Raw genomic sequence first — 24799 nt, forward strand, 5'->3', positions numbered from 1 at the left:
TCCCGACCGTCGGCGACGAGCGGGGGACGGTGTGCGCAGGGTGCGGTGCGGGATCGCGGCTGCGGTCGTGCTGGCCGGGCTGGTGGGCTGCGGGACGGACCCCGGCGACCCGGCGGCGCGTCAGGCGGACACCGCGGCGGCCGCGCAGCCCGCCGACTCCGCGGAGGAGCCGGTCGCGCAGACGCCCGACCCGGCGCCCGCCCCCTCGTACGCGCTGTGCGCCGAGTTCCCCGGCGGCGGCGGGGCCCTCCCCGGCGACGCCGAGTCGTGGTGGAACAACACCCCCGCGAACCCGGACGGGTCGGTCGTGCGCGACCCGGAGCAGTGGCCCGCGCCGATGCGCGAGCACCCGCGGGTGGCGACGGTCGAGGTGGACACCGGCACCGTGATCTCGCTCTACGACCGGACGACGTGCCGGCAGGACCCGGCCGGGTACCAGCCGCCGCCCGCCGGCCCCGGCTGGGAGCCGGGCGGGTACGTGGCGCTCGACGCCGACACCGGCGAGCTGCTGAGCAGCTGGCAGCCGTACGTCGGCTGAGGCGCGGGGCGCGGGGGACGGTCAGGCGTCCGGTGCCGCCCCGAGCGGCCCCGCCGACTCCGGCAGCGGGGCGTCCGCGTCGAACGCCGGCGCGTGCAGCAGGGTGACCGTGGCCCAGCCGCGCAGCAGCAGGCCCGCGTCGGTCTCGGACTCCTGGGACGCGGCGTGCTCCTGGTAGGTGAGCATGAGGTTCCCGTGCTCGACTTCGTGCACCCGGGCCTGGACGGCGCCGAACGCGGCGAGCGGCGCGCGCCGCAGCCCGCGGACCTGGTCGGCGGGGCGGTCCGGGACGTTGAGGTTGACCACGCGGTCGGGCAGGTGCGGCTGGTCGACCAGCCAGTCCAGCACGTGCGCGGCGTACGCCCCGGCGGTCGCCCAGTGCTGCGGGCGCGCGTCGGCCAGCGACACCGCCAGGCCGCGGATGCCGTGCGTCGCCGCCGACAGGGCCGCCCCGACCGTGCCGGAGTGCAGCACCGCGTGGCCGGTGTTCGCGCCGCGGTTCACCCCGGACAGCACCAGGTCGGGCTTCGGCCCGAACCCGCCGTGCGCCGCGACGAACGCGATCATCCCCGGGGCCGCCCGCACCGCGAACGAGTCGACGCCGTCGGGCAGGTCGGGCGCGTCCTTGCGGTCGACGACCAGCCGGCCGTCCTGCTCCGCGCCGAGCAGCGAGGCGCTGGCGCCGCTGGAGTCCCGTGCCGGAGCGGCGACCACCACCTGCTCCGCGCCCGCCTCCAGCGCGACCCGGGCCAGCACCGCCAGCCCGGGGGACTCGATCCCGTCGTCGTTCGTGATCAGGACGCGCATCACCGCTCCTCCCCGCCCGGCCGTGCGCCGGGCCCGTGGTTCAGGCCACCTCGCGGACCGTGATCTGCTCGGCGAACCGCTCGATCTGCTCCCGGTGGCCGGTGCCGAGGCCGCGACGCGTCACGTTCAGCGCCCCCGCGGCCGCGCCGAGCCGCGCCGCCTCCGTGAGCCGCAGCCCGCGCCCGACGCCCACCGCCATGCCCGCGGTCATCGAGTCGCCGGCGCCGCGGTGGTCGACCGTCGTCACCGACGGGGCCACGACCTCCGAGACGCCCGACGCCGTCACCAGCAGGGCCGGGTCGGCCGCGCGGGACACGACCATCGCGCCGACCTGCCCCGGCGCCTCGGCGTCCACGTCGATCGGGTCGTCGGGGAACTCGTCGCCGTGGCCCTCCGGCAGCCCGGGCTCCGGGCGCAGCAGCCGCCGCGCGCCCTCGCGCAGGGACCCGACGGAGCCGTCCTCGGCGAGCCCCGCCTCGAGCAGCTCCTCGTGCGACATCTTCAGCACGTCCACGCCCGCCTTCGCGGCCTCCACCGCGGCCTTGCCGGACAGGTCGGCGACGGTCCTGACGCCCGCGGCGCGCAGGTCCCCGATGAGGCGGCCGAAGAACGACGGCGGCAGCAGCGGGGACGGGTAGGCGCCGGTGACGACGCAGACGTCGGCGTCCAGCGCCTCGACGAGGATCGTCCCGTAGAGGTCGTCGAGCTCGTGCCGGTCCAGGCGGGCGGGCGGCATGAACGCGAGCTCGGTGCGCTCCCCGCCGCGGCGGTCGTGCAGGTAGGCGCCGTTGCCGCCGGCGTACGACACCCGCCGGACGCGCAGGTTCTCCACCTCGGCCAGGTGCCCGAGCACCGTGCCCGTCTCCCCGCCGAACGGCCCGCACACCACGACGTCCGCCCCCAGGGAGTACGCCATCCGCGCGACCCACAGCCCCTGACCGCCGGGGTGCACGTGCAGCTCGGGGGAGTCGTCGTCCGAGCCGCTCTCCAGCGTCACGGTGAGGATCGGCGTGGGGGCGAGCACGCACACGCGGGGGTTGCGGCTGGTCGGCACGGGCGTCCTCCTGCGGGGGCGTCGGGTCGGATCACCATGCTGACGTGGGCGGACGCGCTCCGCACGCGGGGAGCGGGGCGCGCGCGGACGGCGCGTGGTGCTGTGCAGGTCGTGCGGAGGGTCCGCGGGGCCGGCCCGCTGCGGTGGGCACCGGCCCGCGGGCCGTGTTCGGATGGTCGCCGTGATGCGTGCACCCGTGGACGAGCAGACCGCCGAGACCGCCCAGGACATCCTCATCCCGGTGGTGTCGGTCGTGGGAGCCGTCGTCGTCGCCCTGCTCGTCGCCGTCCTGATCGGCGCCCTGGTGCGCTCGGTCGCGAAGAAGTCGACGATCGCCGCCGACCTGTCCCGACGGTCCAAGCAGCCGCTGCGCGCGGTGCTCGTCGTCATCGCCGTGTGGATCGCGCTGCGGATCACCGTGCCGAACGCGACCTGGGAGTCCTCCGACTGGATGGGCGCCATCGGGCACGGGCTGGTCATCGCGCTGATCGTGGCGGTGACGTGGCTGATCGGGACCCTGGCGTTCGTCGTCGAGGACGCGGCGCTGTCCCGGTACCGGGTCGACGTGAAGGACAACCGGCACGCCCGCCGGGTGCGGACCCAGATCCAGCTGCTGCGCCGGATCACCGTCGCCGTGCTGGTCGTCGTCGCGGTGGCCGCCGTGCTGCTGACGTTCCCCGGGGTGAGCGCCTTCGGGGCGTCGCTGCTCGCGTCCGCCGGCGTGCTGTCCATCGTCGCCGGCCTCGCCGCGCAGAGCTCGCTGGCCAACGTGTTCGCGGGGCTGCAGCTCGCGTTCACCGACGCGATCCGGGTCGACGACGTCGTCATCGTCGAGGAGGAGTGGGGGCGGATCGAGGAGATCACCCTCACCTACGTCGTCGTGCACGTCTGGGACGACCGCCGGCTGATCCTGCCGTCGACGTACTTCACGCAGACCCCGTTCGAGAACTGGACCCGGCGGGCCGCCGAGCTGCTCGGGACCGTCGAGATCGACGTCGACTGGCAGGTGCCCGTGGACGACCTGCGGGCCGAGCTCAACCGCCTGCTCGCCGAGACGGACCTCTGGGACCACCGCGTCGGCATCCTCCAGGTCACCGACGCCGTCGGCGGGGTGGTCCGGCTGCGCGCGCTCGCCAGCGCCGTGGACGCGCCCACTCTGTTCGACCTGCGCTGCTACCTGCGCGAGGGGCTGGTCGGGTACCTGCAGCGGTCCGCGCCGCAGGGGCTGCCGCGCACGCGCATCGAGACCACCCGGGGGGCCGCGCTGCCCGTCGCGGAGGTGCGGCGGCCCGCCTCGGGGGCGCACGCCGCGGTCCCCGCCCCCGCCGACGCCGGGCAGCAGGACGCCCGGCTGTTCACCGGGAGCGTGGAGGCGCTCGAGCGCTCGCGGTCGTTCGCGGGGCCGGGGCAGGACGTCATCGACGAGCGCGAGGAGCACGCGGCCGAGGCGCGCGCGGCCGAGGAGGGCCCGGGGCGGTCCTCCGGCGGGCGGCGGCCGGACGCCGACGCGCCGGGGACGGCGGCGGTGCCGGTGGCCGGGACCTCCGGTGCGGCCGCCGGGGACGGCGGGGCGTCGGGGGTGGCCGCCGGGGCCGCGGCGGCGGGGGAGGCGTCCGTGGGCGCGGCGACCGGGGCGGCCACGACGGGCAGCGGGCAGACGCCGACCGCCGCGTCCGGGCAGCCGACGCCCGGGACCGGGCACACGCCGGCCGCTCCGGCCGAGGAGCCGACGCCCGCGACCGGGGCGACGGGGGACACGCAGCTCATCCCGGCCGACGACCACGGGACGACCGTGCTGCCCGCCGTCGAGCGCCCGGCGCCGTCGGACGACGTCGAGGCCACGCAGGTCCAGCCGGCCGTCGGCGACGACGAGCCGCCGGCCCCGCCGACGCGCCGCTCGGTCCGCAGCACCCCCCTGCACCCCCCCGCCCCCCGCTGACCGCGCCCCGGGGACCACGCGCTGGGCACCGCCGGGACCGCCCGCTGGGCGAGGTCCGACGTGCCGCGCACCCGGCGAGACTGCACGACGTGCGGGTATCCGCGCCCCGGAACCAGCATCTGCTGCAGTCTCGGCGGCCGCCGGGAGGCTGAGCCGCCGGGAGGCCGGGCGGCGGCGCGGGGCGGGGGGTGGGCGGGCAAGGAGGGCGGAGGGTGCGGGACGCAGCGTGGGATGTCCAGCGCGCTCCGCGCAGCGGACGGCCCGGGTCTTGCCCAGCGGACGTGCGGTTGCGTCGGCGCGCCGGGGTGCCGACGGTGGAGGGGTCCGATGGTCGGGTCGCCCCGCGGGAGTCCCGACCGCCACCGGCAACGAGAGGAGCACCCGTGCTCACCTTGACCGAGAACGCCAGCACCGCCGTCCGCGACCTCACCTCGCGTGCGGGCCTGCCCGAGTCGGGTGGCCTGCGCATCGCGGAGTCCCAGCAGCAGCTCGGTTCGTTCGAGCTCGCGCTCGTCCCGGAGGCCGTGCCCGGGGACGAGGTGATCGCCTCCGACGGGGCCACCGTGTTCGTCCCGCAGGAGACGGCGACCGTGCTCGCGGACCTCACGCTCGACGCCGACCCGTCGGCCACCGGCAGCCCGGGCTTCACCCTGGCGCCGCAGGCCTGACGGCCGGCCCCGGAACGGCGACGAGGGCTCGCGCAGCCGCCTGGTGCGGATGTGCGAGCCCTCGTCGTGCCGGGCGGCTCCCGGGCGGTGTCCCACCGTCCGGTGCGGGTGCCCGGCACGGCCCGGCGACGGTCTCCCACCGTCGCCGGGCCGGGTCGGTGCCCCCTGGGGTCAGACCCGGGCGCCCTTGCGGCCGGTCACCGCGCCGTAGATCAGCAGCACGATGATCGAGCCGGCGATGGCGAGCAGCCAGGTCTGGATCGACCAGAACTCCTCGAGCGGCCGGTTGAACAGCACGCTGCCGAGCCAACCGCCGAGCAGCGCCCCCACCACGCCGAGAAGCAGCGTCACGAACCAGCCGCCGGCCTGACGTCCCGGGAGGATCGCCTTCGCGATAGCCCCCGCGATCAGACCCAGCAGCAGGAATGCGAAGAATCCCATCTGGCACCTCCAACGTCGCACTTCGGACGCGGAAACCGTCGCACGGGGGACGGGAGTCCGCATCCGGAACGGCGGCCGGCGGAGGGCGCTTCCCGAGATGCGGGTCAGGCGCGGGTCAGGTACGCCTCGATCCGCGCGAACGCCCCGACCCACGCGTGCTCCGCGAAGAAGTCCCGCAGCTCGACGTCGGGGAAGCCGGACTGCACGACGGACATCAGCGTGCCGCCGTCGACCGCGGTGAACGTGACCTCGACCCGCGTGGTCATCGACTGCCCGGACGGGTCGGTGCCGACGGACTCGGTGACGAGCCGGTGCGGCCGGTCGATCTCCAGGAAGGTCTGGGTCTCGGTGAACAGCTCGTCGCGGCTCGGGCCCCACACCGCGGTCTGCGTGCCGCCGACGCGCAGGTCGACGTCGATCTCGACGATCCCCGGCTCGGTGTCGAGGATCGAGAACCAGATCCGCTGCTTCTCGGCGTCGGTGTAGGCGTCGAACACCTCCTCCGGCGTGGCGGGCAGGACGCGCTCGGCGCGGAGCTCGAGGTCGGTGGCGTCGGTGGTCATGATGCGGGTCCCTTCGTGTCGTCGTCGTCGCGCGTGCCGCGCCGCAGGGTGAGGAAGAGCTCGAGGCCGTCGAGGCGCCGTTCCCAGAGCCGCTGGTAGGACGTGATCCAGGACATGACGTCGTCCAGCCGCTCGGTGCCGAGGCGGCACTCGCGCGCGCGCCCGACCTTCTCGGTGACGACCAGGCCGGCGTCCTCGAGCACCCGCACGTGCTTCGTCATGCCGGTGAGCGTGATGCCGTGCGGCTCGGCGAGCTGGCCGATGGTGGCCGGCCCCTCGCCGAGGCGGACGAGCACCGCGCGCCTGGTCGCGTCGGACAGGGCCGCGAAGACCTCGTCCAGGTGCTGTTGCTGAACCATGTGGTTCAGCGTAACACTGAACCGATCGGTGCACAATGGCCGGCGGGGATCAGCCGGCCCGGGCCCTGCGGTACGCGGGCAGCCGCAGCCGCGCGGCCCAGTCCGGCACGCGGAGGGCGCCCGGGGCGCGCAGCACGGGGTCGAAGCGCAGCCCGGGGTCGTCGGCGTCGCCCGGGACGGCGGGGCACGCCAGCCGCCCGGCGCGGTGCCACGGCCCCCCGGGCCGCGCGGTCAGCAGCAGCACGTCGACCCCGCCGTCGCGGGGCCCGTCCGGGAGCGGCACGGCGGCGACCAGGACGGCCCGCCCGCCGGCGTCGAGGAACGGCATCAGCGTCGAGGCCGGCCCGGACCAGGGGTGCGGCCGCGGCACGAGCAGGAACCGCGACAGGCGGCCCAGGCCGGTCGAGGCGAGCAGCAGGTCCTGGGCCCGGCCGCCCTCGTGCCAGCGGACCGCGAGCCCCTGGACGTCCGGCAGCGGCGCCGGCAGGCCGACCGACCGCGACACCCGCACCAGCGCGGGCGTCACCAGCGGGGCGCCGAGCTCGCGCGCCCCGGGCGCACCGGCGTCGTCGAGCGCGAGCGTCCCGTGCCGCACCATCCCGCGGGGGTGCAGCGGCCGGCGCGCCCGCCGCAGCCGCCGCGCCACGACGACGAGCGCGCCCAGGGCCGCGCCCACGACGGATGCCGTGGCCGCGGTCCCGGCGCGCCCGCGCGCCCCTGCGACGCGGGTCAGATGCGCCCGGTCCGGGTGCGGTCCGTGAGGTCCGCGCGGTCGCGGCGCGGCCAGAGGGCGATGGCGAGACCGGCGAGCGCCGACACGAGGTGCAGCCAGTTGTCCGCCCCGTTGATGTTGAGGATGTTCGCGTCGGGGTTGTCCGCCACGATCAGGCCGTACACGAAGGTGGCGCCGTACCCGATGAACAGCAGCCAGCCGTAGGTGCGCGCGCGGCTCGGCGTGGACCACAGGGCGATGCCGAGCAGACCGATGACGATGTGCACGATGTTGTGCAGCGGGTTGATGGCGAAGCCGAGCAGCGTCTGCGAGTGGTCGTGCTCGGTGAACCCGTCGACGCCCGTGACCAGGAAGCCGGCCAGGCCGACGACCAGGTAGACGATGCCGATCACGAGGGCGAGCCACTGGTGCGGCTGCCGGACGACCGTCCGGGTCGTGCCGGCCGGGGTGGAAGCGGCGGTCATGGGGAGCCCCTGTCTGCGCCCGGTCCGCCGGCGAGGCCGCCGGCGCCCGCTCGGCGCGGTGCGTGCGCCTCCTGCTCGACGCGGGTCGTGTCCAGCATGCGGGCGCCCCGGTGGCGCCGCATCCCGGCGCGGGAGCGGGGCGCTCGCCGTGCGTGCGGTGGCCACCGGGGTGATGCTCGGGAGGAACGCCCGCCCGACCGAGCCCTGGGGGATCCCGATGCCCGACGACGAGAGCCCCGTCCTCCGCGCCGTCCGCCGGCTGGAGCGCGCGACCGTCCTCGACGCCGTCGTCGACCGCGCGCAGCCCGTGGTCCTGTCCGCCCTCCGTGCCCGCCCCGGCGTGGCCCGGCTGCTGCACGGCAGGCCCCTCGGCCACGCCGCGCACCCCCTGCTCACCGACGCGCCGATCGGCCTGTGGGCGAGCGCGACGGTCCTCGATCTGGCCGGCGGCGACGGCGCGCGGCGGGCCGCCGACCGGCTGCTGGGCCTCGGCGTGCTGGCCGCGCTCCCCGCGTCGGTGACCGGCGCGGCGGACTGGGCCGTGTCGGACCGCCGCACGCAGCGGGTCGGGTCCGTGCACGCCCTGCTCAACTACGCCGCGCTCGGGTTGTACGGCACCTCGTGGCTCCTGCGCCGCGCCGGCCGCCGCGGGCCGGGCGTCGCTGTGTCGCTCGCCGCGGGCGGGGTCCTGGGCGTCAGCGGCTACCTCGGCGGGCACATGGTGTCCCGCCTCGGCGCCCCGCCCCGCAGCGCGTCCGGCCCCGCCGAGCCCGCGCCGCGCGGCGCCCTGGCCGAGGAGGCGCCGGAGGTGCTCTGATCGGCCGTGAGCCTCACCGGGCGGTGGCACGCGTCCACGGTCCGCGCGGGCCGGCCCTGGCGCGTCCCCGTCGAGCACCCGCCGTGGCCGCTGTTCGCGGCCGAGCCGGCGCGCCTGCGCACCGATCTGCCGGAGCGGTGCGGGGTTGCCGCCGGGCCGCCTGACCTGCGGGTCCTCTGGTCGCCCGGCGTCGACGTGCGGCTCGGCGTCCCCCGTCCGGCCTGACGGCGCCAGGCGGTGGATTGACCGCCGCCCGGGCGCCCGCTACGTTGAGCCGCGCCAGAGAGCGGTCTCTCAGAGAGATCGCTCTCCACCCCGACAGAGAGGTCTCCCATGCTCGGCTTCGACCCCGACCGGTTCTCCGCGGTGATCGGCGGCGCCGCCCGCCTCCGCCCGCGGATCGAGGAGCTCGCCCAGCTCGTCGTGGACCGTGACCCGAACGCCCTGTTCCTCATCGGCTCCGGCGGCTCGCACGCCGCCATGTGGCCGTACGCGCTGCTGATGCAGACGCGCTCGACGCTCCTCACCCGCACGCCGATCGCCGCCGAGCTCGTCGTCTCCGGCGACCGGCACCTCACCGCCAACTCGGTCGTCGTGCTCGCGTCGCTCTCCGGCACCACGAAGGAGACCGTCGCCGCCGCCGAGTACTGCCGCGAGCGCGGCGTGACCACGATCGCCATGACCGGCGACGCGGACTCCCCGCTGGCCGGCCTCTGCGACCACCTGCTCGTGAACCCGGCCGACGACGAGACGGCCTCCGAGTCCTACGACATCCAGCTCACCCTGCTGATGACCGCGATCCTCGCGCGCCGCGGCGAGTTCGACGGCTACCCCCGCCTCGCCGCCGCCATGGACCGGTCCGAGGAGATCCTGCTCGCGGTCCAGCAGCAGGCCGAGCCGGTCGCGGCGGCGTTCGCCGAGCGGCACAGGGACACCGGCTACCACATGCTCGTCGGCGCCGGGAACCTGTGGGGCTTCGCCTACAACTACTCGATGTGCATCCTCGAGGAGATGCAGTGGCTGCACACCACGCGTGTGCACGGGGCCGAGTTCTTCCACGGCTCGCTCGAGCTGGTCGAGAAGGACACCAGCCTCATGCTGTTCGTCGGCGAGGACGAGAGCCGGCCGCTCATGGACCGCGTGCGCCGCTTCGCCGAGACCTACTCCGACGAGGTCACCGTCCTGGACTCCGCCGACTACCCGCTCGAGGGCGTCGACGCGGACCTGCGCGGGCTGTTCGCGCCGCTCGTCATGGACTCCATCACCATCCGCATCTCCAAGCACCTGGAGCAGGTGCGGAACCACCCCCTCGACACACGGCGCTACTACCGCGTCGTCGAGTACTGAGAGAAGGACCCCATGTCTGCAACGACGCAGGCCACCACGCCCCCGCGCGTGGTCGGCTTCGGCGACAACGTCGTCGACCGCTTCCTCGACCGCCGGATCCTCTACCCCGGCGGCAACAGCGTGAACTTCGCGGTGTACGCCGGCCAGCTCGGCGCGGAGGCGGCCTACCTCGGCGTCTTCGGCACCGACGAGCCCGCCGCGCACCTCCGGGAGTCGCTGACCGGGCTGGGCGTCGCCCTCGACCGGTGCCAGGACAAGCCGGGCGAGACCGGCTACTGCGACGTCACCGTCGTGGACGGCGACCGGGTGTTCGGCGACTGGAACGAGGGCGGTATCACCACCGCCGACCCGTTCCGGCTCGAGCCCGCCGACGTGGCGTACCTGGCCGGCTTCGACCTGGTGCACTCCGGCGTCTACGGGGGCGTGGCGGACCAGCTCGGCCTGCTGCGCGCCACCCCGGCGCTCGTGTTCTTCGACTTCTCCGACGAGGACGAGTTCCGGACCGCGGCGTACCTGGACGCCGTCTGCCCGGCGGTCGACCTGGCGCTGCTGTCCTGCGAGCACCTGAGCCTGGACGACACCGTCGCCCTGGCCCAGGACGTCCGCCGCCGCGGCCCGGCCCTCGTGCTGGCGACGCGCGGCATGCACGGGTCGGTCCTGGTCGACGGGCGCGGCGTGCTGCACGGGACGGCGACGCCGGTCGAGGCGCTCGACACCATGGGCTGCGGCGACGCGTTCTCCACCGCGTTCGCCGTGCACGCCCTGCGGTCGGGCTGGCGGCGGGACCGGCTCCCGGCCGTGGACGACCTGCAGGAGGCGCTCGCGGTGGCGGCAGACTTCGCCGCGAAGCAGTGCCTCGTCGAGGGCGCGTTCGGTCACGGGAAGGGGTTCTGAGATGAGCTCGACCCTGGCCCCCGAGGGCCCCGTGACCGGGGCGCCGCAGCCGCCGCAGGGCGCCTGGTCCGCCCTGCGGCGGCGGCTCGCCGACCGCCGGACCCTGATCGCCTACGCCGGCCTGGCCGTCATCTTCGTGCTGGTCCTCGCCCTCGCCCCGCACGGCGAGGGCGCGGAGTACGGCGCGTGGTCGCTGCTGCCCGCCGGCACGCTGTTCGTCTTCATCCTCGTGACCCAGCAGGTCGTGGAGGGGTTCATCTGGGCGTCCCTGCTCGGCGCGGTGATGCTCGCGCGGGGCGACTTCTTCGCCTTCTGGATCGACCGCCTCTTCTCCGAGGTGTCGAACACCGACAACCTCTGGCTGCTCGTGCTGCTGCTGAGCATCGGCGGGCTCATCGGGGTGTTCGAGCACCTGGGCCTCGCCGCGTCGTTCGCGGAGGCGGCCGCGCGCCTGGCCCGCGGGCCGAAGCGGTCCTCGCTCGTCACGGTCGTCGCGACCGCGCTGCTGTCGAACGACTCGTACCTGTCGACGTCGGGCGTGGGTGTCTCGATGACGCCGGTGAACAAGGGCTTCGGCCTGCCGAAGGCGTACAGCGCGATGCTCATCCGCTCGACGGCCGAGCCGACCTGCACGCTGAACCCGATCGGCTCCACCCCCGTCCTGGTCACGGGCCTGCTGGTCACCGCGGGCGTCGTGGCGGCGGACGAGCAGGTGTCGGCGTACCTGCACATCCTCCCGTACCTGTTCTTCTCGCTGGCGATCGTGCTGGTCGCCGTCCTCGCCGCCGCCGGTGTGCTGCCGCTGATCGGCGGGATGCGCCGGGCCGCGGCCGTCGAGGCGCAGGAGGAGGCCGCCGAGGTCGCCGAGGCCGGGGACGCCCCCGCCGCGGAGGCCGCCGCCGCCGCCCGCCGGCCGCACTGGCTGAACATGGTCGTCTCGATCGCCGCCGTGATCGTCGGCACCCTGATCACCGGTGACGTGCAGCAGGCGTTCCTCATCGCGCTCGTCGTCACCGGGGTCGTGCTGCTCGCGCAGCGGCTCACCACGCCGAGCGGGTACCTGGACGCCGTCATCGAGGGGATGAAGGACATCTTCTCCCTCGTGCTGCTCATGGCCATCGCGTTCGTGCTGGTCTCGTTCATCGCCGACCTCGACTTCGCCGGGTTCGTCATCCAGCACGTCTCGGGCGTCGTCGCCCCGGCGTGGCTGCCCCTCGTGGTGTTCCTCGTGTTCGGCGTGACCGAGCTGCTGGTCACGCTGAACTGGAGCCTGTACATCCTGCTCATCCCCGTGCTCGTGGCGCTCTGCGAGCAGACCGGCGCGAACCTGTGGGCAACCGTCGCCGCGCTGCTGGGCGCCGGCACCTGGGGCCTGACGGCGTCGATCTCCTCCGACGTCGGGCTGCTCACCGCCTCGTCCACCGAGGTGGGGCTGTTCCGGCACTGGATCACGAACCTGCCGTACCAGGTCGTCGCGTTCGTCGTGGCGGCCGCGGGGTTCGCCGTGGTCGGGCTGGTGGGGGCGTGAGGGCCGCGGACCTCGTCGTCCGGTCCGAGGCGGTCTACGACGCGGCGACGGGGACGGCGTCCCCGGGCCACGTGGCCGTCGCCGGCGACCGGATCCTGTCGGCCGGCCCGGGGCGGGGCGACCACCTCGTCGCCCCCGGCACACGTGTCGTGGACGCGGGCGACGGGCTGGTCGTCCCCGGGCTGCACGACAACCACACCTTCGTCACCGCGCTCATGCTCGAGCACGCCGGTGTCGACGCGTCGGCGTGCGCCACGGCGGCCGACGTCGTCGGGGCGCTGCGCTCCGCGCCCGAGCCACCGCCCGGCGGGGTGCTGCTCGCCCGGGGAGCCGCCCTCGGCGAGGACGAGCGGGCCGGGCTGGCCGACGCCCTCGACGCGGCGTTCCCCGGCAGCCCGGCCGTCGTGCTGGGGGAGGGGCGGGAGTGGCTGGTCGCCGGGCGGGCCGCGCGCGCCGGCCTCGGCGAGGGGCTGGACCCGGCGTCGAACGAGGCGCTCGCCCCGCTCTACGCCGCCCTCGCCCGGGACGCCGACGTGGTGCGCCGCACCTACACCGGCACCGCGCGGCGGATGGCGGCGCAGGGGGTGGTGTCCGTCAAGGAGATCGCGTTCGACGACTACCTCGGCATGCTGCCCGTCCTCGACGACCTGACCCGCTCCGGTGACGTCCACCTGCGGATCAGCTTCGCGTCGCAGCCGGTGCAGGCGCCCGCGGACCTCGACTTCGGGGCCCGGGCCCGCGCCGCGTACGCCACCCCGCGGCTGCGGTTCCACGGGTTCAAGCTGATGACGGACGGCTCGTTCGACGAGTTCACCGGCGACCTCGCCGGCCCCGCCGACGCGTGGACCGCCCGGCAGCACGTGGACGTCGACTACGCCGCGCTGCGGCGCGAGGCTCGGCGGATCGTCGCGGCGGGCCACACCCTCGCGCTGAACGCCGACGGGGACGGCGCCGTCGCGCGCTGCCTCGACGTGATCGAGGAGATGCGGCTCGACGGCCTGGCCCTGCCGGAGCTGCTGTCCCTGTCCGACGTCTCGCTCATCACCGACGAGGACGCGCGGCGGGCCGGCGCCCTGCGGGTGTTCTGCGAGGTGTACACGCAGCTGCTGCTCATCGAGGGCTACACCACCGACCTGGTGCGGGACATCCTCGGCCCGGAGCGGGAGCAGCGGCTCGGCAACCACGCCCGGCTGCTCGCGGCCGGCGCGCGGCTCACCTCCGGCACGGACCTGCCGCTGTTCTTCCCGTCCCTCGGGGAGGCCATGCTGTCCGCCGCGGAGCGCCGGTTCCCGGGCGGCGGCCCGGACGGCGGCTGGCACCCCGGGCGCGGGCTGACCCGCGCCCAGGTGGTCGACTCGTGGACCGGGACGGCCGCCGCCGCGATGGGCCTCGGCGGGTGGACGGGCGCGCTCCGGCCCGGGCTCCGCGCGGACGTCGCGGTGTTCGACCGCGACCTCCTGCGGGTGCCCGCCGACCGGCTCGCCGGGTCCGCGGCGGTGCTCACCGTCGCCGGCGGGACCGTGGTGCACGAGGCGTGAGCAGGGGTGACGCGTCGGATAGGCTCACCGGCGTGTCCGGCGCGTCACCCACCCGAGTCACGGTCACCGACGTCGCCAGGGCGGCCGGCGTGGCCCGTGCGACGGCGGCCCGGGTGCTCGGCGGCTACGGCTCCGTCCACGCCGGCCTGCAGGAGCGGGTCCGGGAGGCGGCCGCCGCCCTCGGCTACCAGCCGAACACCCTGGCCCGGTCCATGGCGACCGGCGTCACGCACACCATCGGCGTCGTCGTCGCCGACATCGGCAACCCGTTCTTCGCGGGCGTCGTCCGGGGGATCGCCGACAGCGCCCGCGCGGCCGGCTACGACACGATCGTCGTCAACACCGACGAGAGCGCCGTCCGCGAGCAGGACGCCGTCCGCGTCCTGCTCGGCAAGCAGATCGACGGCCTGGTCGTCGCGTCCGCGGTCGGCGCGGCCGACGACCCCGCGCACCTGCGCGCCGCCGTCGAGCGCGGGGTCCCCGTCGTCGCCGTCGACCGCGAGCTCCCGGCCCTCGACGTGGACGCCGTCGTCATCGACAACCACGACATCGCCGCCGCGGCCGTCCGGCACCTCACCGCCGCCGGCCACCGGCGCGTCGCGCTCGCCTGGGGCCCGGCGCTCCCGCACCGGCCGCGCTCCCTGCGGACCCTGCTCGACGCGAGCGGCCGCGACCTGCCCACCAGCGGCGCGCGCCTGCGGGGCTGGGCCGACGCCCTGACCGAGGCCGGCCACGAGCCCGACCCGGCGCTGGTCATGACGGGCAGCCAGACGATCGAGGGCGTCCGCCGGTTCGTCACCCGCCAGCTCCAGGCCGACGACCCGGCCACCGCCGTGTTCGCCACCGAGACCGACGCCGTGCTCGGCACCCTCGCCGCCGCGCGCGACCTCGGGCTGCGGATCCCGGAGGACCTGTCGGTCGTCGGGTTCGACGACAGCCCGTGGGCCACGGTGACCGTGCCGGCGCTGACCATGGTCGAGCAGCCGGTGCGGCAGCTCGGGCAGACCGCCGCCGCGCGGCTCGTGCAGCGGATCGAGGGCCGCGGCGCGGGCGCGGCGCGGACGCGGGCGCTGCGCGGGCGGCTCGTGGAGCGGGACTCCGTGGCGGCGCCGCGGGCGTGACGCGGGCGTCAGGCGTGCGTCACGCGGGTGGCTGCGGCGCGGCGGGGTCAGGCCGGCGTGGCCGCCCGGGCCTCGTCGCCCGCGGCGCGGCGCGCGACGAGCCGGTTGAGCCGCTCGGACATGACGAGGCCCAGGGCCACCAGCACCGCGACGAACAGCGGGAAGATCCATGTCCCGGCCCAGGTCGAGAGCGCCCCGAACAGCGGCGGCGCGAGCGTCGAGCCGGTGTAGGCCGCGGCCATCTGGATGCCGATGATCGCCTGCGAGCTGCGGCGGCCGAAGTTCACGGGCGTGGAGTGGATGATCGCCGGGTAGATCGGCGCGCAGCCCAGCCCGGCCACCACGAGGCCGGCCAGCGCGAGCACGTCGGTCCCGACCGGCAGGGCGATCAGCACGACGCCGGCCGCGACCGTCGCGAAGCCCCAGCGGATCAGCTGCGTGTCGCCGATCCGGTCGGCGAAGAACCCGGCCAGGAACCGCCCGCCGGTGATGCCCAGCAGGAACAGCGAGCCGAACGCCGCCGCGGTCGCGGTGTCCACGCCGCGGTCCGTGACGAGGTAGGTCGACGCCCAGAGGATCGCCGTGCTCTCGAGCGCGCAGTAGGCGAAGAACGCGGTGAGGACGAGCAGGACGCCCGGGATGCGGAGCGCCTGCGCGAGCGGGACGTGCGCGCCGCCCCTGCCCGCGGGGTCGGCGTCGTCGCCGTCGGCAGCCGGTTCCGCGGGCCGGACCGGGTTGACCCGGCCCCACAGCGGCAGGCTGACGAGCAGCACGACCGTGAGCGCGATCTGGATCGTGCCGACGATGCCGTAGGCGCCGGACCAGCCCAGCCGGGTGCCGAGGGCGTAGCTCATGATGAACGGGCTGATCGAGGCGCCCACGCCCCAGAAGCTGTGCAGCCAGTTCATGTGCCGCGCGGCGTAGTGCAGGGCCACGTAGTTGTTGAGGGCCGCGTCGACCGCCCCGGCGCCCAGGCCGTACGGGATCGCCCAGAGGCAGAGCATCCAGAACGCGCCCGAGAACGAGAAGCCGACCAGCGCGGCCGCGGTCATGCCGACGCTGACGGCCGTGACGAGGCCGGCACCGAACCGGCGCGTGAGCCGGTCGGACGCGAGGCTGGAGACGATCGTGCCGCCGGCGATGATCATCGTGAGGATCCCGGCGGAGCCGAGCGGGACGCCGAGGTCCTCGTGCATGACCGGCCACCCGGACCCGACGAGCGAGTCGGGCAGACCGAGGCTGATGAAGGCGACGTAGATGATCGTCAGCAGGAGGGAGTACACGGCCTGGGGTGCTGCCTTTCCGCGGCTCGGGCCTCGGCCCGGGGAGGCGCCGGGCGACGGTCCGCCGGCGGGTTGCGTGTACGAGCGTACACATGCCTCAGGGGGCGCGGTGCCGTTCCCCGGTGCCCTGAGCCCGCGCGGGCGGGTCGGACGGTGCGCCGGGGTCCTCCCCGCGGGGGTCCCCGCGTGAGATCGTCCTCCCTGCGAGCACGCCGTGGACCCCGGGGCAGTACGTGGCGACCGACCGCCAGGCGGAGCAGATGGCGGCCGCCGCCATGCGGAGCATGGGCTTCGCGGATGCGCAGGAGACGCCGGTCGGGCCGGACGGCGGAGTGGACGTCCGCAGTCGCAGGGCGATCGCCCAGGTGAAGTTCCGCGGCGCGCAGACGGGTCGCGTCGACGTGCAGCGGCTGGTCGGTGCCCGGGGCCGCGAGGTGCTCGACCTGTTCTTCTTCACGATCGCCGGCTACTCGGCACGTGCCGTCGAGTACGCGACCGAGATGGACGTCGCGCTGTTCACCTACGACCCCACGGGAGCGCTGTCGCCGCACAGCCCGGCCGCCGTCCGGCACCTCCAGGCGGCCGCCCGTCCGGCGACCCCGGTGCCGGCCGCCGTTCCGCCGTCACCCGGCCGCGTCTGGTGGCGCCGGAACTGGTGGAAGGCCGTCACGGTCTTCTGCTGGGCGAGCGTGGTGCCGCTGCTCGTCGACGCGATCCGGGCCACGGCCGCGGGGGAGGACGACCCCGGTTGGGGGAACCCGCCGCTCGCGCTGGGGATCGCCGTGGTCGGCACGCTGGTCTGGCGGCGGCAGGCGCGACGGCGGCAGGAGCGGAGCAGTCCGCGGGCGCAACTGCATCTACCGCCGCGGCCGTAGGGGCAGAGGTCCGACGGCCGGTGTCAGCGAACGGTGACACGGGCACCGATGTCAGCATGCGTAGACATGGCGACCGGTGTCCACGTACGCTGACATGGTGGACGTCATCACCGCGCGCACCCTGCCGCAGCTCGGCCTCACGATCCGCCGGCTGCGCGACCGGCGCGGGCTGAGCCAGGCCGAGCTCGCCGAGCGCGCGGGAGTCTCCCGCCAGTGGGTCATCGCGGTCGAGCAGGGGCAGAAGAAGGGGCTCGAGGTCGGCCTCATCATGCGCGTCCTGGACGCCCTGGACGCCTCGCTGACCGTGCGGGACGACCTCGACGCGGACGCCGAGCGATGACCGGCCCGCTCGCCGTGCTGCTCGGCGGTCGTGTGGCCGGCCTGCTCGAGCGGACCCGCCGCAACGTCCTGCGGTTCGCGTACGACCCGGACGCCACGCGCACGGGTCGGACGCCCCTGTCGCTGTCCCTCCCCCTGGCGAGCCAGGTGTACACCGGGGAGCCCGTCGACAGGTTCGTGCGCGCCCTGCTGCCCGAGTCGAACGGCGCGCTGGCCGCGATCGAGCGCCAGCACCCCGGTGTGGACCGGTACGACCCGCTCAGCCTGCTCGCGGCGATCGGCCAGGACTGCCCCGGTGCCGTGCAGTTCTGCCACCCCGACGACGTGGACGCGACGCTGACTCGGACCGGCTCGCTCGAGCCGCAGTCGGCCGGGCAGATCGAGCAGCGACTCGCCGAGCTCCGCATCGACGAGGACGCCTCGTGGACGATGCCCGGCGAGCACTGGTCGCTCGGCGGGACGCAGCCCAAGTTCGCGTTGCGGCGCATCGGCGACCGGTGGTTCCAGGCGCAGGGCTCCCAGCCCACGAGCCACATCCTCAAGCCCGGCGTCCACGGCCTGACGTCGCAGGCGCTCGTCGAGCACATCAGCATGCGCGCGGCCGCCGCGTGCGGGGTCGACGTGGCGCACACCGAGTACCTCCAGGTGAAGTCCGAGAGCGCCGTCGCGATCACGCGCTTCGACCGCCGCGCCGACGGTGACGTCCTGCTCCGGCTGCACCAGGAGGACCTGTGCCAGGCGCTCGGCGTCGGTGAGAAGTACGAGGAGTACGGCGGGCCGACGGCGGCCGACATCGTCCGGCTGCTGCGCGAGCGGTCCGCGACCGCTGCCGCCGCACGCCGCAACGTGGACCGGTTCGTCGACGGGCTGGTGTTCAACACGGTCGTCGCCGCTCCTGATGCGCACGCCCGGAACTACGCGGTGCTCCTGGACGGTGAGGACGTGCGGCTGGCGCCGCTCTTCGACGTCTCGACGAGCCTGCCGTACGACGCGCCCCGGCGGGGTCGCGTGCTCTCGATGTCGATCGGCGGTGAGGTCGACGCCGGGCGGGTCGGGCGGGAGCAGTGGCGGCGGTTCGCGGACGAGAACGACCTCGACGTGGAGCGGGTCCTCGACCGGGTGCGGCTGGTCGCCGGGACGGCGCCGGGGGCGATGCTCGACGCGCTCGGCGAGGTCGAGGACTGGGACGGGAGCGTGGCGGGGCTGCGCGAGCGCCTGGAGGCGGGGGTCGCCGGGTACGCGCGCGGATCGGCGATGCGGTGGGCCCCGTGGGGATCGAACCCACAACCCGCGGATTAAAAGTCCGCTGCTCTGCCAGTTGAGCTAGAGGCCCGGGAGGTGACGGGACCCGATCCGGGTCCCCTCGGGAGAACTCCCGCGCCGCCGGCCGAGGCGTGGTGACGTGCCGGCGGCGACGACCTCGAAGGTACCGCGGATGCGGGCGACGACGGTGCCCGGTCACCGACCGGCTCCGTCGTCTTCCCCGCCCGCCCGTCAGCCCAGCGCCACCTCGACGCCCCCGGAGAACGGCGAGTCGTGCAGCTCGACCCGGGTCAGCGTGGTGTCGGCGGGCACGTCGAACACCACGGTGCCGCTGACGGTGTTCCCCGGGTTGATCTGGTTGAGGAACGTGCTGCCGTCGCCGAGGTACACGGCGGCGGTGCTGTCGGCGGAGAACTCCCGGTCCTGCGCGTCGAACGCCTTCTGCGAGCCGTCGTAGAAGTACTGCGCCTCGGTGCCGACATTCGTGACGGTCAGGTGCACGAGCACGTACTGGCCCTGCGCGTCCTGGCCGAGCACGTCGTTCCCGACCCGCGCGACGCCCGGCTCGACCGAGGTGACGGTGAACTCGAACTTGCCGTCCTGCACCGCGGTGCCGATGCCGGGGGCCGCGGGCGCTTCGACGGGCTCCTCGGCGGGGGCCTCGGCCGCGCCCTCGTCGGCACCGGCGGTGTCGACCGGTGCCGCCGGTGCCGCCGGAGCGTCCTCCGGGGTCGCCGGGTCGTCCGATCCGCCGGACGTGGCGATGCCGACCACGACCACGAGCACGACCAGGGCGCCGAGCGTCGTGAGCACCTTGTGCCGGGCGAACCACGAGCGCCGCGGAGGCGGCCCGGGGACCGGGGCGGGGGTGCCAGGCCCCGGGGCCGTCGGGTAGGGCTGGGCAGGCGGCGGGGGGACCTGGGACATGGCGTGCTCCTCGGGGGTGCTGCGGGGCGGCGCCTGTCGTGGCGCCCTGACGTGCCAGAACACTGCCGACGGGCGGGTTCGCGGGGCATCGGCCGGACGGTCACGACCGGTGTGCCCGATCGGGCAGGTCGCGGCCCGGTGAAGTGCCCGATCGGCCGACGAACGGGACCGGCCGCGTCCGTACCCTGAGCGCATGTCCTTCCCACCCGCGCCGGGCCCGGCGACGCCGCCGGCGCGGGGTCCGCTGCCGCCGTACGGCGCGCCGCCGTCCCGCGGGACGTGGCAGCCCGCCGGCGCGGTCCCGCCCTCTGGCCCGCATGCGCGCGGCGCCGCCCCCGGGCCCTCCGGCTACGGCCCCCCGCCGGCGCCCTACGCCCCGCGCCCGCCCCGGACGGGTCGCCCGTGGTGGTCCCGCGCCGGCACGGTCGGCGCCGTGTCGGTCGCGGCGTTCTCCGCCGCGGGTGCGGCGTCGTTCGCCTCGAACGCGCGCGGGACGGGCACCGTGTCGGTGGTGGACGGCCTCGCGATGCTCCTCGGCCTGACGGGCGCCGGCTTCCTGGTGGCCCGGCGCCGGTGGGCGGTGCCGATCGTGCTGGCGAGCGGCGTGCTGGCCCTGCTGCTCCCGCTCGACTCCGTCACCGCGCTGATCGCCCTGCCGTGGGTGTTCGTGACGGCGTCGCGGCGCACCGCGTGGGCGTGCACGGGCCTCGTCGCCGTGGCCACGGCCGTCGCGCTCTGGCGGGACGCGATCCGGCCCCCGGAGCACATGATCCTGTCGGTCACGGACCAGGTGACGGGGGAGCGGCTGGTCGCGTCCCCGGTCGCCTTCGTGGTGACGGGCCTGGTGTGCGTGGGCGCGGCGGTCGCCGCCGGGCTGGTCCGCGCGTCGCAGGCGCGGACGGAGCGCGCGGTCGCCGACACCGAGGCCCAGGCGGCCCGCGCCGACACGCTGCACGACCGCATGTCCCGGCAGGAGGAGCGCGAGCTCATCGCGCGCGAGGTGCACGACACCGTGGCGCACCACATCTCCCTGATCTCGCTCCAGGCGTCGGCGCTCGAGGTGCAGCGCGGGCCCGACGAGCGCCAGGTCCGCGCCGCCGCGCAGCAGGTCCGGTCGTCCGCGCAGCAGGCGATCGCGGAGATGCGCGGCCTCATCACGACGCTCCGGGCGGGCGACGACGCGCTCGCCCCCGGCGCCTCCGGGGCGACACTGGACGACCTCGCGGGGCTGCTGGACGGCGCGCGCCGCCAGGGACGCTGGGTGACGAGCACGGTGTTCGTCAACGACGGCCGAGACGCGTCGCCGGCGCTGACGCGGGCGACGTTCCGCATCGTGCAGGAGGCGCTGACCAACGCGCTCAAGCACGCCCCGGGTCAGCCCGTCGAGGTGTCGGTGCGCGCGTCGGCCGGATCGGGGGTCGACGTCCGGGTGGTGAACCCGCTCGTGCCCGGTGCGCGCCCCCCGGTCGAGGGCACCGGTTCCGGGCTGGTGGGGATGCGGGAGCGCGCGGCGCTGGTCGGCGGCACGGTGCAGGTCCGGGTCGAGGCCGGCTGGCACGTCCTCGAGGCGCACCTGCCCTGGTCGACCGCCGGACCTGGAGCCGGGGAGGCCGTACCCTCGTCGGTGTGATCCGCGTCCTCGTCGTCGACGACGACGCGATGGTGCGCACCCTGCTGACGAGCATCCTCACCGCGCAGGACATCGCCGTGGTCGGGCATGCCACGGCCGGCGACGAGGTCGTCCCCGCCGTGCAGGCGCACCACCCGGACGTCGTCCTCATGGACCTGCACATGCCCCGCGTGCCGGGGCTCGACGCGATCGCCGCGCTCGCCGCGCTCCCCGAGCCGCCCGGCGTCATCGCGCTCACCTCCTTCGGCACGGACGACACGGTGCTCGCCGCGGTCCGCGCGGGGGCCTCCGGGTTCCTCGCGAAGGACGCCGACCCGACGGCGATCGCCGAGGCGGTCCGCAAGGTGGCGGCGGGCGACGGTGCGCTCGACCACGCGGCGGCGGGCAGCCTGACGCGGCACGTCGCCGGCGACCCGGACCGCGGGCGGCGGGACGACGCGCGCCGGCAGCTCGCTGTGCTCACGGAGGCGGAGCTCGAGGTCGTCGCCTACGTCCCGACGGGCATGTCGAACGAGGCGATCGGCGAGCTCACCTACCGGTCCGCGTCGACGGTCAAGGCGCACCTCAGCCGGGCGATGGCCAAGCTCGGTGTGACCACGCGGTCGCAGCTCGCCGTGGTCGTCGACCGTGCCGGACTCTCAGTGCCCTGACCTCGGCGCCGCCGTCCCCTCGTCCAGCGCGGTCAGCATGGCGTCCGACCACCGCACCGAGTCGAGGAGGTCGGCGGCCTCGTGGTCCGTCCGGTTGCCCGCGAGCAGCTCGACCGCCACCTCGCGCCACCGGGCGATCTCCTGGCGGACGACGTCCCAGTCCCCGCTGCGGAGCTCGATCTCCAGCACGGTGTCCAGGGGCGGCCACCCGCCGGGCCCCTCGCCGCGTCGCGGGTGCGACCGCAGGGCGCGCCACCCGGCCGCGCGGCCGCGTCCTGCCGCCTCGGCGAGCTCCGGGTCGCCGCCCACGCGCTCGACCGCGCCGGTGTTGTCCATCGTCACGTCGATGCGGAGCCAGTCGCTGACCTGGACGGAGCGCGCGGCGGGGCCGTCTCCGGCACCGGGGACCGGCACGGGGGCCTCCTCGTCGGGCTGCCGGTCGGGACGACCGGGTACGAGGCCGTCATCGGCAGATCCGCACCGGTACTGAACGGTGTTCCCCCGGACGGCAGAGGCACGCCGTCAGCGCCCGGCGACCCCATGACCCGCAGCGGGTCAGATGCTCCCCGCCCCCTGGGGGGTGTCCGGATTGTCCGATACGTTCGCTCCGACGGGTGACCCCGCACGGGCCGCGTCCCCGGCCGGCGGCCGAGCACCGCACCCCCCGGACGGCCCGGCGCGCGACGACGGCGGCCACCCCGCGCACGGTGGAGGGAGGCCCGCCGATGACGTCCGTCCCGCAGCTCGTCGAGCTCGCGGCGCTGTCCGCGGTCGACCCCGTCCCGTGGGCCCGCTCGCAGATGGCGTTCACGCTCGGCTTCCACATCATCCTGGTGCCGCTCGGCGTCTCCTGGGCGGCGATGGCCCTGATCGCGAACTACCGCGGCGTGCGGCACGGGGACCGGGACGCCCTGGAGCTCGCGCAGCGCTGGTCGAAGTACATGGCGGTGACGTTCGCGGTCGGCGCGGTGACCGGCACGGTGCTGAGCTTCGAGTTCGGGCTGCTGTGGCCGCGGTTCATGGGGCAGTGGGGCGACGCGTTCGGGGTGCCGTTCGCGTTCGAGGGGATCTTCTTCTTCCTCGAGGCGATCTTCGTCGCGATCTACATCTTCGGGTGGCGCCGGCTGCGGCCCTGGCCGCACTTCTGGACCGGTGTGCCCATCGTCGTCACGGGCGTGCTGGGGTCGGTGTCCGTCGTCGCCGCGAACGCCTGGATGAACGCCCCGACCGGGTACACGCTCGGCGACGACGGGCAGATCGTCGACGTCGACCCCGTGCGCGTGATCTTCAACGACTCGATGCCGTGGCAGGCCGCGCACATGGTCGTGGCGGCGTACCTGGTGGGCGGGTGCCTGGTCGCCTCGGTGTACGCGTTCGCGATGCTGCGGGGCCGGCGGGACCGGTACCACCGGCTCGGGTTCACCATCGCGTTCACGGTGGCGGCGATCGCGGCGCCGGTGCAGATGGTGGTCGGCGACGGGCTGGCGCGCTGGGTGTACGAGAACCAGCCCGTGAAGTTCGCGGCGATCGAGCTGGTCCCGGAGACCAGCTCGGACGTGCCGGAGACGCTGCTGGGCCGGCTGGGCGCGGACGGCGAGGTCGAGGGCGGGTTCCCGATCCCGGGGATGGCGTCGTGGCTGTCGGACCCGAGCACGGGGCGCGACACCGTGGTGCAGGGGCTCGACTCGGTGCCGGCGGACGAGCGGCCGACCAACCGGGAGGTCAACATCGTGCACCTGGCCTGGGACGTCATGGTCGGGATCGGCACGCTGCTCCTGCTCCCTCGCCGCCCTCGTCCGCGAACTGCATGTCGAGCTCGATGGGCGCGGCCATCCGCGCGACGTCGGCCCGGTGCGCGTCCACGATGATCCGGATGCCCGTGGCCGGGTCCAGGCGCACGACCAGCTGGTTCGGGTCGGGGTCCCGCCCGGCGGGGCCGAACCCGAGGCGCGGCGGGCGCTTGAACACCAGGCGCAGCTCGGTCTGGGTGGCCCGCAGCCGCTTGCCGGTGCGCAGGTAGAACGGCACGCCCGCCCACCGCCAGTTCTCGATCTCCAGCCGGAGCGCGGCGTACGTCTCGGTGGTCGACCCGGGGGCCACGCCCGCGATGCCCTGGTACCCGTCGTACTGCCCGCGGACGTAGTGCCGGGGGTCGGCCTCGACCACGGCCCGGAACAGCGCGACCTCGGAGTCCTTCAGCGTCGCGGGGTCCCCGCGGGACGGCGGCTCCATGGCCGCGGCGCCGACCACCTGCATGAGGTGGTTGACCACCACGTCGCGCAGCGCCCCCACCGGGTCGTAGAAGTGCCCGCGGTCGTCGACGCCGAAGTCCTCGGCCATCGTGATCTGCACGCTGTCGAGGTAGTTCCGGCTCCACAGCGGCTCGAGGATCGCGTTCGCGAACCGCAGGTGCAGGATCTCCTCCAGGCCCATCTTCCCGAGGTAGTGGTCGATCCGGAACAGCTGCGACTCGTCGAGGTGCTGGTGCAGCTCGGCGGCCAGGGCGTGCGCCGACTCCTGGTCGTGCCCGAACGGCTTCTCGACGACGACGCGCGCGTGCTCGGTCAGCTCGGCCTCCGCCAGGCCCTGCACGACCCGGCCGAACAGGGACGGCGGGATCTCCAGGTAGAACACGGGCTGGGCGGCACCGTCCACCGCCTTGGCGACCCGCTCGTACGTCTCCGGGTCGGTGAAGTCGCCGCTGACGTACGACAGCCGGGCGGCGAACCGCGCGAACACCGCCTCGTCGACCTCCTGCCCCGTCGCCTCGATGGACGTCCGGGCGCGCTCGACCAGGCGCTCGAGGGTCCAGTCGTCCGCGGCCACGCCCACCACCGGCAGGTCCAGCAGGCCGCGGCTCTCCAGGCGGTAGAGCGACCGGAACGTCATCACGCGGGCGAGGTCGCCGGTGATGCCGAACACCACCAGGACGTCGGCCGGGCGCGCGTCCCCCGCTGCTGCATTCATGGCTCGTCCCCTCCCCGTCGGCGCGTCCCCCGAGCCAACCGCGTCCGTGTGCCC

At 75.4% G+C, this 24799-nt stretch carries 27 protein-coding genes and 1 tRNA gene; 16 read left to right on the forward strand and 12 right to left on the reverse strand.

The features are described from left to right. Positions 1–31 precede the first annotated feature (31 nt). Positions 32–538, forward strand: coding sequence for a hypothetical protein (locus HNR08_RS11420; RefSeq protein WP_168432072.1), 507 nt, complete (start codon positions 32–34; stop codon positions 536–538). Between the two features lie 21 nt (positions 539–559). On the opposite strand, the gene surE is transcribed toward HNR08_RS11420, so the two are convergent. Both surE and HNR08_RS11430 read right to left on the reverse strand, forming a co-directional pair. Continuing rightward, positions 560–1345, reverse strand: a complete 786-nt coding sequence (surE, locus tag HNR08_RS11425) for a 5'/3'-nucleotidase SurE (RefSeq protein WP_146834815.1) — start codon at positions 1343–1345, stop codon at positions 560–562. Positions 1346–1385: 40 nt separating this feature from the next. Beyond that, positions 1386–2399 (reverse strand): 1-phosphofructokinase family hexose kinase, encoded by a 1014-nt coding sequence (locus HNR08_RS11430; RefSeq protein ID WP_246802961.1) that lies wholly within the window; start codon positions 2397–2399, stop codon positions 1386–1388. A 184-nt stretch (positions 2400–2583) separates the two neighbouring features. Here HNR08_RS11430 and HNR08_RS11435 point away from each other — a divergent pair, with 184 nt between their 5' ends. Together HNR08_RS11435 and HNR08_RS11440 are read left to right on the forward strand one after the other, a co-directional pair. Next, entirely contained in the window at positions 2584–4338 is a 1755-nt protein-coding gene (locus HNR08_RS11435) for a mechanosensitive ion channel family protein (protein WP_246802960.1), read from the forward strand. Between the two features lie 383 nt (positions 4339–4721). Beyond that, positions 4722–5006, forward strand: coding sequence for an adhesin (locus HNR08_RS11440; RefSeq protein ID WP_146834809.1), 285 nt, complete (start codon positions 4722–4724; stop codon positions 5004–5006). A gap of 171 nt (positions 5007–5177) precedes the next feature. On the opposite strand, the gene HNR08_RS11445 is transcribed toward HNR08_RS11440, so the two are convergent. From HNR08_RS11445 to HNR08_RS11465, 5 genes are all read right to left on the reverse strand, one after another. Next, positions 5178–5447 carry a GlsB/YeaQ/YmgE family stress response membrane protein gene (locus HNR08_RS11445; RefSeq protein ID WP_146834806.1) on the reverse strand — a complete coding sequence of 90 codons (270 nt, stop codon included), beginning with the start codon at positions 5445–5447 and terminating at the stop codon, positions 5178–5180. 104 nt (positions 5448–5551) lie between these two features. Next, positions 5552–6010, reverse strand: a complete 459-nt coding sequence (locus tag HNR08_RS11450) for an SRPBCC family protein (protein WP_146834803.1) — start codon at positions 6008–6010, stop codon at positions 5552–5554. Continuing rightward, positions 6007–6369: an ArsR/SmtB family transcription factor gene (locus HNR08_RS11455; RefSeq protein ID WP_146834800.1), complete on the reverse strand. Its 363-nt coding sequence runs from the start codon at positions 6367–6369 to the stop codon at positions 6007–6009. Before HNR08_RS11455 ends, HNR08_RS11450 begins: the two co-directional genes overlap by 4 nt. Positions 6370–6418: 49 nt before the next feature. Beyond that, positions 6419–7045, reverse strand: a complete 627-nt coding sequence (locus HNR08_RS11460) for a hypothetical protein (protein ID WP_146834797.1) — start codon at positions 7043–7045, stop codon at positions 6419–6421. A 53-nt stretch (positions 7046–7098) separates the two neighbouring features. Next, positions 7099–7566 carry a DUF4383 domain-containing protein gene (locus HNR08_RS11465; RefSeq protein ID WP_146834794.1) on the reverse strand — a complete coding sequence of 156 codons (468 nt, stop codon included), beginning with the start codon at positions 7564–7566 and terminating at the stop codon, positions 7099–7101. Positions 7567–7783: 217 nt separating this feature from the next. On the opposite strand from HNR08_RS11465, the gene HNR08_RS11470 reads away from it, so the two are divergent. From HNR08_RS11470 to HNR08_RS11500, 7 genes are all read left to right on the forward strand, one after another. Next, a complete protein-coding gene (locus tag HNR08_RS11470; protein ID WP_146834791.1) occupies positions 7784–8383 on the forward strand; it encodes a DUF2231 domain-containing protein in 600 nt (199 codons plus the stop codon). 6 nt (positions 8384–8389) lie between these two features. Beyond that, a complete protein-coding gene (locus HNR08_RS11475; RefSeq protein ID WP_146834788.1) occupies positions 8390–8608 on the forward strand; it encodes a DUF2071 domain-containing protein in 219 nt (72 codons plus the stop codon). A gap of 108 nt (positions 8609–8716) precedes the next feature. Next, complete coding sequence (locus tag HNR08_RS11480) at positions 8717–9730, forward strand: SIS domain-containing protein (RefSeq protein ID WP_146834785.1); 1014 nt, start codon at positions 8717–8719, stop codon at positions 9728–9730. A 12-nt stretch (positions 9731–9742) separates the two neighbouring features. Next, positions 9743–10624, forward strand: a complete 882-nt coding sequence (locus tag HNR08_RS11485) for a PfkB family carbohydrate kinase (RefSeq protein ID WP_146834782.1) — start codon at positions 9743–9745, stop codon at positions 10622–10624. A gap of 1 nt (position 10625) precedes the next feature. Next, a complete protein-coding gene (locus HNR08_RS11490) occupies positions 10626–12152 on the forward strand; it encodes a Na+/H+ antiporter NhaC family protein (protein WP_146834779.1) in 1527 nt (508 codons plus the stop codon). Beyond that, positions 12149–13690 carry an amidohydrolase family protein gene (locus HNR08_RS11495; protein ID WP_168430856.1) on the forward strand — a complete coding sequence of 514 codons (1542 nt, stop codon included), beginning with the start codon at positions 12149–12151 and terminating at the stop codon, positions 13688–13690. Before HNR08_RS11490 ends, HNR08_RS11495 begins: the two co-directional genes overlap by 4 nt. A 32-nt stretch (positions 13691–13722) precedes the next feature. Continuing rightward, complete coding sequence (locus HNR08_RS11500) at positions 13723–14811, forward strand: substrate-binding domain-containing protein (RefSeq protein WP_146834773.1); 1089 nt, start codon at positions 13723–13725, stop codon at positions 14809–14811. A gap of 47 nt (positions 14812–14858) precedes the next feature. On the opposite strand, the gene HNR08_RS11505 is transcribed toward HNR08_RS11500, so the two are convergent. Further along, positions 14859–16094 carry an MFS transporter gene (locus HNR08_RS11505; protein ID WP_146834770.1) on the reverse strand — a complete coding sequence of 412 codons (1236 nt, stop codon included), beginning with the start codon at positions 16092–16094 and terminating at the stop codon, positions 14859–14861. 233 nt (positions 16095–16327) lie between these two features. Between HNR08_RS11505 and HNR08_RS11510 the strand changes: the two genes are divergently transcribed. From HNR08_RS11510 to HNR08_RS11520, 3 genes are all read left to right on the forward strand, one after another. Beyond that, entirely contained in the window at positions 16328–16969 is a 642-nt protein-coding gene (locus tag HNR08_RS11510; RefSeq protein WP_146834767.1) for a restriction endonuclease, read from the forward strand. 76 nt (positions 16970–17045) lie between these two features. After that, positions 17046–17309 (forward strand): helix-turn-helix transcriptional regulator, encoded by a 264-nt coding sequence (locus HNR08_RS11515; RefSeq protein ID WP_246802958.1) that lies wholly within the window; start codon positions 17046–17048, stop codon positions 17307–17309. Continuing rightward, a complete protein-coding gene (locus HNR08_RS11520; protein WP_146834911.1) occupies positions 17306–18607 on the forward strand; it encodes a HipA domain-containing protein in 1302 nt (433 codons plus the stop codon). Before HNR08_RS11515 ends, HNR08_RS11520 begins: the two co-directional genes overlap by 4 nt. On the opposite strand, the gene HNR08_RS11525 is transcribed toward HNR08_RS11520, so the two are convergent. Together HNR08_RS11525 and HNR08_RS11530 are read right to left on the reverse strand one after the other, a co-directional pair. Next, positions 18569–18641: transfer RNA gene (locus tag HNR08_RS11525), tRNA-Lys, on the reverse strand. The two genes, HNR08_RS11520 and HNR08_RS11525, sit on opposite strands and share 39 nt — an antisense overlap. A gap of 161 nt (positions 18642–18802) precedes the next feature. Next, the gene (locus HNR08_RS11530; protein WP_146834763.1) at positions 18803–19498 is read right to left on the reverse strand and encodes a DUF4352 domain-containing protein; all 696 of its coding nucleotides are present in this window, start codon (positions 19496–19498) and stop codon (positions 18803–18805) included. 433 nt (positions 19499–19931) lie between these two features. Here HNR08_RS11530 and HNR08_RS22715 point away from each other — a divergent pair, with 433 nt between their 5' ends. Next, positions 19932–21128 carry a sensor histidine kinase gene (locus HNR08_RS22715; RefSeq protein WP_183835010.1) on the forward strand — a complete coding sequence of 399 codons (1197 nt, stop codon included), beginning with the start codon at positions 19932–19934 and terminating at the stop codon, positions 21126–21128. After that, positions 21125–21778 carry a response regulator transcription factor gene (locus tag HNR08_RS11540; RefSeq protein WP_146834757.1) on the forward strand — a complete coding sequence of 218 codons (654 nt, stop codon included), beginning with the start codon at positions 21125–21127 and terminating at the stop codon, positions 21776–21778. The genes HNR08_RS22715 and HNR08_RS11540 overlap by 4 nt, the downstream gene beginning before the upstream one ends. On the opposite strand, the gene HNR08_RS11545 is transcribed toward HNR08_RS11540, so the two are convergent. Next, positions 21767–22192: a hypothetical protein gene (locus HNR08_RS11545; RefSeq protein ID WP_146834754.1), complete on the reverse strand. Its 426-nt coding sequence runs from the start codon at positions 22190–22192 to the stop codon at positions 21767–21769. The two genes, HNR08_RS11540 and HNR08_RS11545, sit on opposite strands and share 12 nt — an antisense overlap. Positions 22193–22503: 311 nt before the next feature. Between HNR08_RS11545 and HNR08_RS11550 the strand changes: the two genes are divergently transcribed. Beyond that, on the forward strand, positions 22504–23646 hold the full coding sequence (locus tag HNR08_RS11550) for a cytochrome ubiquinol oxidase subunit I (protein ID WP_146834750.1): 1143 nt from the start codon (positions 22504–22506) through the stop codon (positions 23644–23646). On the opposite strand, the gene zwf is transcribed toward HNR08_RS11550, so the two are convergent. Continuing rightward, on the reverse strand, positions 23528–24745 hold the full coding sequence (gene zwf, locus HNR08_RS11555; RefSeq protein ID WP_146834746.1) for a glucose-6-phosphate dehydrogenase: 1218 nt from the start codon (positions 24743–24745) through the stop codon (positions 23528–23530). The two genes, HNR08_RS11550 and zwf, sit on opposite strands and share 119 nt — an antisense overlap. Between the last annotated feature and the right edge of the window lie 54 nt (positions 24746–24799).

It is taken from the genome of Cellulomonas hominis, assembly GCF_014201095.1.
Lineage (GTDB): Bacteria > Actinomycetota > Actinomycetes > Actinomycetales > Cellulomonadaceae > Cellulomonas > Cellulomonas hominis.

Coding starts and splice junctions, on each gene's coding strand:
- surE (WP_146834815.1), bottom strand. CDS start 1,345: ATGCGCGTCCTGATCACGAACGACGACGGGATCGAGTCCCCCGGGCTG.
- HNR08_RS11435 (WP_246802960.1), top strand. CDS start 2,584: ATGCGTGCACCCGTGGACGAGCAGACCGCCGAGACCGCCCAGGACATC.
- HNR08_RS11445 (WP_146834806.1), bottom strand. CDS start 5,447: ATGGGATTCTTCGCATTCCTGCTGCTGGGTCTGATCGCGGGGGCTATC.
- HNR08_RS11450 (WP_146834803.1), bottom strand. CDS start 6,010: ATGACCACCGACGCCACCGACCTCGAGCTCCGCGCCGAGCGCGTCCTG.
- HNR08_RS11455 (WP_146834800.1), bottom strand. CDS start 6,369: ATGGTTCAGCAACAGCACCTGGACGAGGTCTTCGCGGCCCTGTCCGAC.
- HNR08_RS11465 (WP_146834794.1), bottom strand. CDS start 7,566: ATGACCGCCGCTTCCACCCCGGCCGGCACGACCCGGACGGTCGTCCGG.
- HNR08_RS11470 (WP_146834791.1), top strand. CDS start 7,784: ATGCCCGACGACGAGAGCCCCGTCCTCCGCGCCGTCCGCCGGCTGGAG.
- HNR08_RS11480 (WP_146834785.1), top strand. CDS start 8,717: ATGCTCGGCTTCGACCCCGACCGGTTCTCCGCGGTGATCGGCGGCGCC.
- HNR08_RS11485 (WP_146834782.1), top strand. CDS start 9,743: ATGTCTGCAACGACGCAGGCCACCACGCCCCCGCGCGTGGTCGGCTTC.
- HNR08_RS11490 (WP_146834779.1), top strand. CDS start 10,626: ATGAGCTCGACCCTGGCCCCCGAGGGCCCCGTGACCGGGGCGCCGCAG.
- HNR08_RS11520 (WP_146834911.1), top strand. CDS start 17,306: ATGACCGGCCCGCTCGCCGTGCTGCTCGGCGGTCGTGTGGCCGGCCTG.
- HNR08_RS11530 (WP_146834763.1), bottom strand. CDS start 19,498: ATGTCCCAGGTCCCCCCGCCGCCTGCCCAGCCCTACCCGACGGCCCCG.
- HNR08_RS11550 (WP_146834750.1), top strand. CDS start 22,504: ATGACGTCCGTCCCGCAGCTCGTCGAGCTCGCGGCGCTGTCCGCGGTC.
- zwf (WP_146834746.1), bottom strand. CDS start 24,745: ATGAATGCAGCAGCGGGGGACGCGCGCCCGGCCGACGTCCTGGTGGTG.